Raw genomic sequence first — 13393 nt, 5'->3', positions numbered from 1 at the left:
TCATCGGCATAATGGTGGTTTATCTCCTAATGAGAGTGAGCGGCTGTATTGGAAAAACTCTAAAACCGTGGCCAGATTTACTTGACCACTACAGGGGGATGAATTGCAGCTCGCTCGTATCTAAGCCTTCGTGCTCCAAATAGAGAAATAATTCATCGGACGACGGCTCGATCATAATGCGTTTCTTGGCCCAATCATGGAGCGTCAACACATCATGACGAGCGAGAAACACCGTCGGCGAGTGCTGAAAAATCACCGCAAGAATCACAAACGGCTTGCCTTGATCCCGCTGAATCAGCACCGAACTATTACCGACACCAAACTCCGCCCGCCCAGACTCTACCTCGTCATACACGTTTACCCCAGGCTTGGCTGGAACGATCTCAACCTGCAACCCGGCTTCGTCGTAGTATCCCAACTCTTGAGCGGCATAATATCCAGCGAACTGAAAGGCATGCTCCCACTTCAGTTGCAAACGCACCTTCTCCTGCGCGACAACCTGCCCTGCCCCCAGCAAAATGAGCAACCAAACAACCCAATGCTTCACCGCACCACACTCCAACCCCGAAGAGTTCAAGAAAATACCAAAAATTCACTTTATCTAAAGTATAGACAGTTGTAACGGGAAATATTTAGCCACAACAAAATGACAACAAATCGGGGGGCTCTTTTGAACAGTGATTAAGTCCCGAGTGCACGCTAACTGCTAGGATATCTAAGCTACCTATGGGGTAGTGAACAGGAAAGGGGCGGTGGGCCAATCGGTTGAGATTTTTTAAACTGCCTGTGCGGCAGTGAACAAAGAAGAGGGAGCATATCTAACTGAGCAAGATTTCTAAGCTGCCTGTGCGGCAGTGAACTGTTCTTGCCAAACGACTCCAAAGTGCCGTCTTTTCTAAGCTGCCTGTGCGGCAGTGAACGTAGGTTGTTGAAGGTTGGATGACGAGCTGGCCGTTTTGCATACCTAGATCCCGCTCAATTATTGCTTTTTGAGTTCGGTTCAGCCGTGGGTCTGGGGCGATTTGTATTACAACGATTTCGTTCCAAGCAGAGTCTGCCTCGGGCCCGTGTTGAGCAGGTTTGCCGTCGTAGTCAACGCTTTGGAAGCGGCTCAGTACAAAGTCACGGAATTGTTGGCGACGTTCGCAAAAGGCGCGCACATGCCAGCGATTAGCCGCTTTGACAAAGGTGTGGGGGTAAATCAGCCGGCCCTCGGGATCTCCGGTTGCGATTGAAAGGTATTCACAATCCACCGCTGTGACGCATAGCTTTGATTAACGGACGTACTATCGCCGGATCGACAAAACACTGAACTTGCCGCAAGCGGTCTATAGGCAATACGCTGATGGTATGACGGCGAGGGAATTGCCCAGTCTCACACCAGTCTAGGTATTCGTCGATGGATTGGTTGATATAGCGCGGCAGCAACGACTCGCAGTGATAAGATTTTGTACTAGAACAGTAGTCTAGCTTGTTAGCACTGTCTTTTTCATAGTGTTTCAGCCACTGGCTAGCTGTTTGGCGGGTTACGCCGAATTGGCGCATAAGGGGCTTGGTGTTGATGCCGCCCTCCCAAAAGAGGGTCAGTTCGATAAACCAGTATTGGGGTAAGTCTTTCACCTGTGCGTTCCTTGTTCGACTCCTGTCAACGAAGAAAAGCTTAGATGCTTGGGATTATTTTAACAACTAGTAAGTTGCGAAAATAATGGGGTGAATCATTGTTTCAGCTGGGTTTTGTTACGAATAAAACTCATCCGTTCTTGGCTTAATCGAACAGTTTTAGCGAGCTGTTTACGCTGTTTGAATGCACGGTTCTGAGCATTCTGCTGAGCAATCGCAACCAGCTTGCTGATTAGTTTTTTACCTACTGCGCGACTTACTGTCTGCTTCGCCAGCCAAAATAGCGGGCGCTGCCACCACTTTATATGTAAGAAGATGGGGTCTTCTAGACTGACGAATGGGTAGGCACTGCCGGGGTTCCCTTGTCGGCCTGCCCGGCCAAATAACTGCCAGTCTATTCGCGATGAGTCGTGAGGCTCGTACATGATAACTTGCAAGCCTCCCCGAGTAAGTATGTCTTTACTTACCGGGATATCGGTACCGCGGCCTGCCATGTTGGTCGCTACGGTGATTTTTCCCTGCCCCCCCCCGGTTGCAACGATTTCTGCTTCTTGTTCCAGTCGCTTGGCGTTTAATACACTAAATTCAAAGCCCTCTTGCTTGAGCAATTCTTCCAGTGCTTCAGTATCACGAATTCGACGAGTACCAAGTAGTACTGGCAGCCCTGTTTCGTGCAATTGGCGCAGATGTTCTATCAGAGCGCGATTTTTTTCTTCCTTGTTGCGATAGCACAGATAGCCTCGCACATTCAGTTGCGTTGGTATGCGAGTGGGCATTTCTAGGGTTTTCACTTTGTAGGTGTGATAAAGCTCCCGTTGTACGTTTTGTAACGTTCCACTCGCCCCAGTTAGATGGTGGTAAGACTGGAAAAAACCTTGGAAACTCATTTTCTCTAGAGTTTTGCTAGGCGGTGTCATTTCTACCTCAACCCTAGCCTCGACAGCTTGATGCAAGCCATAGCTCCAGGAGCGGCCATGCATCATGCGCCCAGTCGATTCGTCCACGAGCACGACTTCGCCATCCACAATGACAAAGTGCTCATCTAATTTGAATTTGTCGCGGGCTAAGATCGCTTGGGTTATCAGGTCTTCTAGCCGCCCACGGTGGTGCCATAGGGTTGGAAAGGTTTCTGTCGCCTCGGTAATCTTGTCCATGCCGATCGGCGTAAAGGTCACATCCCAATCATCCTCCGATGCACGATAGTCGACTCCCTTTTCTAAGGTATCGACGAACTCCTTCGCGATCATGACGGCTTGGTGTAATAGGCCATTTTCTTCTTGAGAGGAGATAATAAGAGGTGTAGTAGCATCGTCGATGAGGATAGAATCCGCTTCATCGATAATAACGTAATACAGGCCACGCATTTGCAATGAATGTCCGCCTGCTTGCCAGTGGGTCAGTGCCATTCGAGTACGGCTGGCTAGACCTCCTAGCATGATTACATCATTCAGATAGTCTGCTAACAGTTGCTTCGCTGTGCCGTAAACCACATGAGCTTGATAGCGCGCTGCCTTTTCTTCAGGTGACAGCTCTTGCTCGACAAAACTCGCGCTAACGCCCGCTGGTTCATACAGCGGCATCATCAATTCTTGGTCACGCTGAGCAAGATAATCGTTGGCGGTAATGACGTGACAAGGCTTCTGACTCCAACCAAAAATAACCGACACCAAAGCGATGGTCAGGGTTTTGCCTTCTCCAGGAGCAAGCTGCACCAGATATCCGTCAATCATGGCTAAAGCACAACTCACTTGGATCGGGTACGGTGTCATACCGAGGGTTTTCTCTGAGCAAATGACAACCCAAGCTAATGCCTCTAGTAAGTCTTGACGTTGCTTGGTCAGTCGACCACGTCGAGCCAAACCCGCATAGTGTTGTCGTGCATTAGCAAACTCATTAGCCTCCATTTCTCGGAAGCGAGTCAACAGCGTCGCAACTTGCCCCCCTTCCTCTAGGTAGCGGGAGACTAAGCCGTTACGCCGCCAACGGTTGCGCATCAGTTGCCAGTTCGCCACCAAAAAGGACGGCGGAGTTAGGGTCAGCTTGGGCTCAAAGAACGCGCTCATAACACTAGATCTGATATCGACGCTGGAAGATTTGTAACAACGCCTGACGCGCCTGCCAATAAAGAGGCTGCCATGCCAATTCAATTAATAACCACCCCATCATTCCTTCCATGGCAACTGGGGATTGAATAGCGGTAGTAGAATTGATGTTCGCTTGAGAAAGAGGCACCAATACTTCAAAAAACGGCTCCTGGGTAACCATGTTACCGTTGCGATCTCGCTGCGCCATCACTGGGCCGCCAGCCGCCCAGCCTAGGCTGTTTGCGGGTAGTATGGTTTGCCGAAATGGGTTCAATCGAAGTTGATCTACGACAAGAGTCGTTTCCGTTTGACCCAGTAAGCGCAGCTCTCCTTCTTGGCTAAATTGGTTATTGAAAAGGTTTGAGGCCTGCTCTTGGGTAACCACAGCCGAAAAGCGCAGTTGGGAAAAATCGTATAGCGTACCGATTTCATCCGCCTGATTAAAAAAGCTACCACTGCGACTCTTGAGTTGCCGCGGCACCCAAATACCATCAAACGGCGCAACAACCGCTAATTGATTAAGTCGGACAGTAAGTTCTTCAAGCTGATCTGTCAGCGCTAATCGTTGCTGTTCTAAAGCAAATCGACCGGCTTGGTCACTATCTAAAGATTGTCGTAACCGCCAGTCTAATTCGACAATTTGCTGCTGCACTAAATCATACTGATGGGACAAGTCTGGGTTTCGGAAACGGGCTAACACATCTCCTTTTTTAACTGGTATACCACTGTCGGTATTCGCTGTAATGAGATAACCACCGGAGCGAGTAAACAGTGTACTGCTATTGTTAGATTGGATAACCCCGGGAGCCTTTATATGATAAGGCATTGGCACGAAAGCTACGCCGCCAATAATCAGCGAAAACAGCATCAAGGTACTAAACCAAGCACGGCGACGGTTTTTACGAATTTCTTGGTTACTCGACAAAAAGCGCAGTAACTTCCACAAGGGGATCAGTACCCACATGGAAAAGGACACCATAAACATAGCGATACCCAGTCCAATCCAAAGATCAGCTGCGTACAGGGTGATAACCAAGACTACCGCTAGTCGATAGGTGAGGCTGCCCACACCGTAGAGGGTATACCAAGTACGTTCATAAGCAGTATCAGAAGGAGATTGTGCTTTCTTTGTACCAAATAGCCAGCGATTGAAATAATACAGCCATTGGTCATTAGCCTTTTTATATAGATTAGGCAGGTCGGTGGCGTCCGATAAAATATAGTAGGCATCGAATTTCAGCAGTGGATTGCCATTGAATAGTAAACTAGAAACCGAGCCGATGATCATCAAGTTATAGGCTAAACTGTTTACTACCCCTGGAGCTGTGCGAGCCCAAACCATTGCTGCAATAGCGGCGATGAATAACTCGAAGTACATCCCCGCACTGCCGACGATGGCACGCTGCCAGCGATTTCGTAATGCCCACGTCTGAGTAGCATCCACATAGGGAAGCGGTGTTAAGACGATGAACATTAACCCTAGGGTATGTACTTGTCCGCCGAAGCGCTTGATGGCGATCGCATGGCCCATTTCATGGATGAACTTCAGACCAAATAAGCTTAAATACAACAGAATCAAGTTATCTGGCGATAAAAAACCTTGTCCTTGCTGGCGGACGCTGCTCCAGTTAGACAGCACCGTATCGACGCCGAATCCGATCACAATCAACCAGATAACAAAGGCAAGTTTGCTGAATAATGGTGAGAGTAAGCGGTTGAATGTGGTTAACAACGCCTCTGGATTCCAAATAGGAATACGCAGATACATAAACGCCATCAACTTTGTTAGGTGTTCCTGGCGATGCTGTTTTTGTCTGCGCTCGAGAATGGCTCCATGATCAGACTCAGACCGATAGAAGAGCAGATTACTATGATGCAGTTGGGACAACACCTGAATCACTTCTTCTTGCCCCGGAGCATTTTCAGGGTAATCGTCGATAAAGGACTGCCAAACCTCTTCTACGGTTTTGGTCACCGATAATCGACTAATAAAATGGTAGACCACTTCAGGTACACGAAAGAATTTTCCAGAACAGGCATCTTGTAGCACGTACCAGACGGTGCCTCGATAAAGCTGTTTATGGATTTTAGTAGTGGGTATCAAAGCGACTCGTAACTGGGCAATCTGATACCAACCTTCACTAAACGTACTAGACATACCTTACCACCACAGCAATAAACGAAGTTGATGGTAAGACTTGCGCCCTAGCACCCAATAGGGGGGGCGATAGCCCTTGTCTATTTTTGCCACACCAGTCATGCCTGGTCGCCACCAAGGCTGAGCTGGCGTGAGAAGCTTAGCTTTGATCTGGAAAGTTGCCCCTCCTTGGTCACCATCTACTGCTACCGGTATGATTTTTTCAACCTCAAATGGTAATGGATCCAGTGGCTGACTCACCAAGGCAAACTCCCCTGTATCGCCAGGTTCAACAAAGTGTATATCCCGTTCGTCCACAGACAGGACCAAGTAGATCCCTTCAATACGGGCAATCTTCATCATCGGGTCGCCTTTTCTTACCGGTGCTCCTTGTAAGTCTTTGCGTTCCCCTTCTATCAGAATGCCACTAATTGGCGTACGAATATCGGTCTCAGCAAGCATGAGCTGTACCCGGGCAATACGCGCCTCAATTTGAGCTCCCCGAGCTTTGGCTATTTCGGTCTCGATAATATTGTTGCTGGCACGGGCTTTATCCTCTTCCGAAGCATAACGCTGACGCTCTGCCCGCAGCTCTGTTAGCTGTAGTAGCAAATCCTGTTTTTCAAGTTGTATCAGAATCTGATTTTCAGTGACAGGGTCACCGACAGTGGCAAATACCTCGGTGACAACGCCATCTTGGGGGGAGTTAATTAACTGGGTGCTATCTGTTAGAAATTCGCCGTTTGACTGAATGCGAAAACTTAATGAGCCAAACAATAACCAGGAAAACAAGCTAATTAGGATAAGTGAAATTACCTTAGTCCAAAGCCAATCGCTGCCGAACAGTTTGCTCAGAAATTGGGAGGTGCGGTGTTTTACACGAAGCCATATACCTCCCTCTTGGCGCTTCAAATCCTCTAGCCGACTTGAAAGCAAACTTAAAACGAATGACAAGGAATGAATCAGGTTAGCGTCAATTTCACCACGCATTTTGACCACCAGCACGCTCCCAAGTGGCTGCCCTTGGGTATCGAAAATCACCATAGAAGCGAGGTCATCACAGCCTAAGGCACGTCGCAACTGTTCATGAGCTAGCGTAATCATGCCTTGGGTGGTATCTGGGTGTTGCAGATGCAAGGTAGCTTGTTGATCCGCAGCTTCTTCTAGCGCCGCTTCGTAAAGCTTGACGAGATCAGCCTTGTTTTCAAAGTTGTCAAAGTGGCTGATACTTTCCATGCGTACATATTCACCCCGCTGCCACCCCACTGCAGCAAGATCAATATCTTCACATTGAGCCACCAAGCCATTTACCAAAGCGTAAGCTGATAATGCCAGCGAGTCCGCTGCATACATATCTGGCAACACAGACAACAGGGACAAGGAGTCTGCCCTATCCACCGGTGCGGTTTGTTGTGCTGACGGTGACTCCGTGGCGATGTCTGCAATTAACTGGCCACGCAATACCACATCACTTAAACGCGCCGCCTGTGACTCAGGAATCTTGAGCAGCAATACTCTTGGCTCGTCAGTGGTTAAACGAAAACAAAGCCAGTGGGGCTTTTCTTGTAGAGGGGACTTGTCGTGATAGAGAGCAAAACCATTTTTGAGCGTGCGGATTACCGTGTCAGGCAACCAAGTTGCCTCCTCGGCTGGAGCAATATAACGCACCTGCTGATTGAAGCTATCATACTCTTGTTGACTTTCTGCACTTAAGGTTAAGTTTTGCTCTGCTCCAACCCGGTATACATTTGCGCCTTCAGCTAAGCATAAGACCGACGCGATATTAATAAAATCCGCCCAGAAAATAGTCGGGGCGCTCTGATAATGCCGCTTACGCAAGGCACGTAAGCGGTTTATCAGTTCAGTAATATTCACTTGTGACATGGGTGTGTGGTGTTCCTACGGCAATGCTCAAATAGTATCGCTGTCGATGACCAGACGCTCCTCTGTCTTCATCTGTTCAAAAAAGTGATTCACCGCCGTTTGTAAATGGCTACCACGATCCGCTTTGAAATACAGCACATTCATCGTGACGCGATACCAAGACATTAACTGCCAATCAGGCTCTGTATCGTAGTGCTGAAAAAACAGGTCTTTGTTAGCACTTGGTACGTCATCAGATAGCAAGAAGTGTAAATCTTTTTCCCGGTGATAAATACCACAGCTATCCCAATCAATGATAGTTAAATGGTCTGTGTCTTTATCGTAGAGTACGTTGTCGCTCCAAAGGTCTCCGTGGCAGAGACATAAGGGAGAGCTGATCGAATTCAATTTCTGCTGCCAGAGTTCGAACACCGCATCCAGAGACACAGCTTGATTAGGAAACAATTGTTTCAAATCTTCAATACGCTCAGTCATCATTGGTAAGTAATGATCAAAAACGCTGTCATCATGCCCTGTGGTGCCCACTCGCAAACCGCCAAAGCCCTGCCCTTTTTGCTGATGCATCAGATTCAGGGCCTTTGCCAGAGCAATGTAAGCTCCGGATGGAGCATCTTGATTGAGTGTTACTCCCGGAGCATAGGTTTCGATCATGCAATTCCCATCGATATAAATACGCTCCGAGAAGAAAGGCTGATCTTCCAGTAATTGCGCTGCTCGCATGTATCTTTGTAGTTGTTGGCGGCCATACTTAGGAACCCGAAATAGGTAGCGTTTTTGATCATGATTAAACGCCAAGACAATATTATTTTTGCCTTGGTTAATCTGAATCTGCTCTGGCTTCCAGCCTAATTTTTGACGCACGACCTCGTCAAAGTAATCAAATACTTCGTAGATGAACTCCAAGAATGCTTGGTCAGAAAGACTCAAAGCATTCCACTCATCATCCGGGATGTCTTCGGCGGGCTTTTTAATTGCGACTGTCATAAATACTCAAAAGAGCTTAAAAGGCTCTATCCGTGGAAGGAAGGTCTACCGATACTTTCACACCGGGGCGCATGATACCGTCAGCGTTATCCAATTTAATTTTGATTTCTACTAGCCCACTAGCAGCATCCGCAACTGGCGCGATGTAATCCACTACCCCAGTCTGAGCGGGTATATTTTCGATGCTAACAGGTAAAGGTGTCCCAACCGACAGTTGGCGTGCCAATGAATCACGGACGTTTAACTTAATAAACAACTCCCGGACATCAACTAACCCAACGATAGGTTCACCGACCTGAGCCCACTCACCAGTTCGCTGTGCTACTTGCGTTATCACGCCCGATATAGGCGCTCTAAGCACGCGTCTATCACGCACTTGCAAACTGATTTTGTAATCCAGTTCTTCGCGCTTTTCTTGCTCGATTAGCTGAGCCAAACGACCTTCGATATCGACCAGCTCAAGCCTTAAACCATCAAGTTCGTCTAAGCTCACCGAGCGGGATTCTCGGTATAACGCTTGGGCCACATCGTACTTCTCCCGCATGATGGTGCGCCGTGTCAGGAGACTATCCTGTTCTTTGGTATCTTCCCAAATAAGCTTGTTTCGGCGTACGTCCAAATCGTGCATGGTATTATCAAGACGTACCAAAGCATCCCCTTGCTTTACGATACTACCTGACCTGACGAACACTTCATCTATCAGACCACTGTCTCCCATTGCCAGCTTTAAGTTCATGTCGGAGTAGAGAACACCAACTACCGACTGGCCATGACTGAAACTAACAAACAAGCTGGTCAGACCCGCGACCATGTAATGTTTTAGGCTTATCATGCTGCGCTATTTACCTTTTACCAAATTAGGGTAGGTATTTATTTAATAACGAACCGTCCGCCAGTGCCAAAGAAACTTTAGCTAATTCATACTTAACTAGGCCATCAACATAACGCTGACGTTCCAGATTAAGTGCATCTTCTCGAATATAGATATCCTTGAGATCACCATAACCTACGTTGAATTTCCGCACTTCGGCATTGTACAGGTTCTCTAGGATACGGATATTTTCTTCTAGGTTGTTCATTTCTTGATAAGCCATGTTCACTTGGAACAAGCGAGCGCGAAGGTCATTTTTCAGACTCACTTCGACAGCTTGTAAATCAGCTATATGCTGTTCTTGCTTTAGTGATGCCATGGTTTTTTGCGCTAGAGCACGACGGTTTTCTCCAATTGGCATAGAGAAATTTACGCCGACATACCAAGACGGATATTCCGCATCGAAGACATTTCCCGCTTCAAACGACTTGGACAAATCGTTGGAGGTATAGCCCAACTCTAAGTCTAGCTTGGGCAGATTACTATTTTCAGCGACTTTGATTTCTTCGTCCTGAATGGCGATATTTTGGCGCAGTATTGTTGCATTAGGCCAAATCGCTAAAACTCTCTGATAGTAATCTTCAAACGATTCAGTTAACACGAATGGAGCTCGGTTTGGTTTGGACTCCAGTAAATAGTGTACTCGTCCAAGGTTACGAGCATCGCTATTCATTAAGGTAGAAATTTGGTAACTAATTTCGTTTAGTGCTTGTCGGGCGCTGTTACGAGTCGCGCGACGTTTCAATAACTCAGATTGGGCATCGACCAATGCGCTTTCCGGCTCTTTACCACTACGCACCCGCTTGGCGATGTTCTCAGCCATCTTCTCACCGTTCAATACAGCTAAATCACGAATATCAAGAAAACGCGTCGCTTTGTAGAGCTGCCAATAGGAAGATAGGGACTGCGATACCAAACGCAGCAACTGCTGGCGATGTTGGGCATCCGCAATATCGACTTCTAGGCTCGCACGTCGGATACGAGATTCGACGGCCACATTGCCACGCCCCTGTAATAGAGGCTGGGTAAGTTGCAGGTTGAGGGCTGTGGTAAATTCGGAGTCCCTTACACTCGGGTCTGCGGAAGAAGGGATAATGTTGTTATTCTTCTCTGCGGCAGAATAACTAGCGGTTAGCTCACCACCACTTTTCAACATTTGCCGTACGCCGACATTTAATGTGGTATTGCTTTCATCCAGAATTTGTTTATTTGGCGCGTTTGTTGACTCTGAGAGTTTTTCCCCTGCCGAGCGTGGAACATGGGCGTCATCGTATTTCAGATTCGAAAAGAACTCTGTCTGGTAAACACCTTGCTCGTAATTTACTTTCTCCGCAGTTACTTGTTTTTGTAGCTCGGAAAAGGTGACCTGGGCATTCTCTGCCAACACTCGAGCAACCAGTGAGTCAGTACTCAGTAGATTTTCTTCTTTTCCATCCGTATCCCGATTGACGGTGTCGGACTTAGAGCTAACATCAAGTGCATCGTCAGGGGAAGTTTGCTCATCTAACGTTGCCGAAACATTAAGCCAAAAGCTCTGCTCTGCCCCATCTCGATCCATCAGCAAATAGTCGGTCTCCGCCGCAACACCAAGACTACCAATACCTGCTATCGAGCAAGAGGCAAGTAGCGCAGGTATGTACTTTACTGGACGTTTTATCATTATCAATATTCCTCAAAATTTGGACTGCGACAGGGGGAGCTCCCCCTGTGCCCTCTTAATGCGATATTTGCTAGCTACAAGATGGAGTCAAGTAGAGCTTCTTCTTCATCCTCTTCTACCGAGTAGAAGTATAGGTAATCAGAAGTCACATTACCCAATACATCTACCTGACGATTACCCGTTTGATTCACTAGATCAGAAATTAGACTTTGCACTAGTGACACTGGGTTATCACCACCTGTTGTCTGAGTATTTCCGAAACGTAGCGCTTTCGTCTCCGTCATATTTTGATTTTGCTGTGCCGCCCGCAAAATAGAATCTTCTAACTGACGCTCCACGTAAGTCTTCTCTCTGTTTTGCTCGGTTGCAGCTTGATCCGTCAACAATACGGACTGCACCGGTGTGCGCGTAATGTAAACAAAGTCATCTACCAAAGACTGCTCTTCATCACTCAATTCGTCACTTAACTCAGTACTCAAACGCTCTAATAACTGATCAAGTTCGTTTTCAATAAAGTCGTTTTCTAGCTTCTCATAAGACACAAATCGGTTAAGAACTAGGGCTATCTGTTCTTCCGTCAAGGTGTCATCCACAAGTTGAGAGAACTGGCCCTTATCATTCGTTGATACAAACTGGGCATAAACTCCTTTGCTCAACGCTGTTTCATTGACGATATACGAGTCGGTTGTCGACGTAGTGACTCGTTTAGATTGACCATCAATCCCCTTATCAATGTAAACATCGGCAGAGACTTTGATCATCTCATCAGTAAACTCGCTGATAGCATTCACGAAACCGACAGTTTCATGGTCTAGATAGTAACCTTTGGAGCTCACGTTGAAGGTCGCCGCAGTGACATTATTGGTCACGCTTTGATCAGCCACCGCAAGCAATTTACCCGTAGCAAGCAGAGTCGCTTCGTTGCTTGCCACGATAGTGACCATCGACAAATCACCGCCTTCAGCATCAGCGTATACATCCTGAGCAGAGACATTACCAAGCACCATGCTAGTCGCGGCATTTAAACGAGCCGTACTATTGGTTGCTGTTAAGGTAATCGCACTTCCCATGTTTAGGGAGCCTGCTTCGGCATCTACTGTAATATTTGCCGTTGTAGCGATATTGGCCGCCAGGCTAACCATGTCTGCCGCTGTCAGCGTAATCGCACCCGTCGTGCTGTTGATCTGCGCATTGTTGGTCACATCAGAACCAGTACCGTTAGCATCGATACGGATCGAACCAGAACCGTGAGCAACCACACCCACTTGATCGCTATCGCCATCGTTGATCACGATGCTGCCATTTAGGGTGGTCAGAACGATATTGCCGTTGTTGCCGGTTACCAAGTCTGCTTGTGCTGCATCCACTACGTCAGTCGTTGTGGCATCGGTGTTAAAGGCGGTGGTCGTTACCACCACAGAGTCAACAGTGATGCTGTCCGCTTCCGTGATGTAGATACCTTGTGCATCCGTACCCGTGCTGTTCGCACTGATTACTGCAACCGTGGTCGTCAAGTGACGAGAACTTGTAGCAATAGCATCATCCGCTTCTAGGCGAAGGTTCGTTGCAGTCACGTTCATGGTGCTATTAGCCGCATTGATGATGCTGCCGGTATCCGCTACCAAGCTCACGTCTTGGGCAACCACATTGCCAACCGTTAGGTCTGTAGCAGCATTCAAACGTGCTGAGCTGTTAGTTGCTGTTACCGTGACGGCTCCGGCCATGGTTAGGCTGCTGCCTTCCGCATCCAGTGTCACGGTGCCGTTGGTCGCTGTGTTGATGTTCGCAAGGATGCTAAGCGCATCGGCCGCCGTCACCGTGATATGACCCGTCGTGCTGTTGATCTGCGCGTTGTTGGTCACATCCGAACCGGTACCGTTGGCATCGATGCGGATTGAGCCAGAACCGTTGGCAACCACACCCACTTGATCGCTATCGCCATCGTTGATGATGATGCTGCCGTTTAGGGTGGTCAGAACGATATTGCCGTTGTTGCCGGTGACCAAGTCAGCTTGCGCTGCGTCGGTGATGGTTTGCGTAGTCGCATCGGTGTTGAACGCCGTGGTCGTTACCGCCACAGAGTCAACGGTGATGCTGTCCGCTTCGGTGAGGTAGATACCAGTCGCGCTGGTACCGGTGCTGCTCGCACTGAT

At 48.0% G+C, this 13393-nt stretch carries 9 protein-coding genes; all 9 read right to left on the bottom strand.

Annotation, left to right across the window (positions count from 1 at the left end; genetic code table 11):
• Positions 1-88: 88 nt before the first annotated feature.
• Complete coding sequence (locus tag FJM67_RS15825) at positions 89-547, bottom strand: ABC transporter substrate-binding protein (RefSeq protein ID WP_181161529.1); 459 nt, start codon at positions 545-547, stop codon at positions 89-91.
• A 695-nt stretch (positions 548-1242) separates the two neighbouring features.
• A complete protein-coding gene (locus FJM67_RS15820) occupies positions 1243-1620 on the bottom strand; it encodes a helix-turn-helix domain-containing protein (protein ID WP_140591366.1) in 378 nt (125 codons plus the stop codon).
• Between the two features lie 95 nt (positions 1621-1715).
• Positions 1716-3683, bottom strand: coding sequence for a preprotein translocase subunit SecA (locus FJM67_RS15815; protein ID WP_140591363.1), 1968 nt, complete (start codon positions 3681-3683; stop codon positions 1716-1718).
• A 4-nt stretch (positions 3684-3687) separates the two neighbouring features.
• A complete protein-coding gene (locus FJM67_RS15810) occupies positions 3688-5862 on the bottom strand; it encodes a site-2 protease family protein (RefSeq protein ID WP_140591360.1) in 2175 nt (724 codons plus the stop codon).
• A gap of 3 nt (positions 5863-5865) precedes the next feature.
• A complete protein-coding gene (locus FJM67_RS15805; RefSeq protein WP_140591357.1) occupies positions 5866-7725 on the bottom strand; it encodes an efflux RND transporter periplasmic adaptor subunit in 1860 nt (619 codons plus the stop codon).
• A gap of 27 nt (positions 7726-7752) precedes the next feature.
• Positions 7753-8709, bottom strand: a complete 957-nt coding sequence (locus FJM67_RS15800) for an aminoglycoside phosphotransferase family protein (RefSeq protein ID WP_140591354.1) — start codon at positions 8707-8709, stop codon at positions 7753-7755.
• Positions 8710-8725: 16 nt separating this feature from the next.
• Positions 8726-9541, bottom strand: coding sequence for an efflux RND transporter periplasmic adaptor subunit (locus FJM67_RS15795; protein ID WP_140591351.1), 816 nt, complete (start codon positions 9539-9541; stop codon positions 8726-8728).
• Between the two features lie 25 nt (positions 9542-9566).
• The gene (locus FJM67_RS15790; protein WP_140591348.1) at positions 9567-11240 is read right to left on the bottom strand and encodes a TolC family protein; all 1674 of its coding nucleotides are present in this window, start codon (positions 11238-11240) and stop codon (positions 9567-9569) included.
• Between the two features lie 74 nt (positions 11241-11314).
• The coding region (locus FJM67_RS17565; RefSeq protein ID WP_181161528.1) for a beta strand repeat-containing protein at positions 11315-13393 on the bottom strand (2079 nt) is incomplete at its 5' end.

Origin of the sequence: Maribrevibacterium harenarium, assembly GCF_006385675.1 — a bacterium.
Classification (GTDB): Bacteria; Pseudomonadota; Gammaproteobacteria; order Pseudomonadales; family Marinomonadaceae; genus Marinomonas; species Marinomonas harenarium.
The sequence above is the reverse complement of the archived record's forward strand: the minus strand, read 5'-3'. Positions and strand labels throughout refer to the sequence as shown.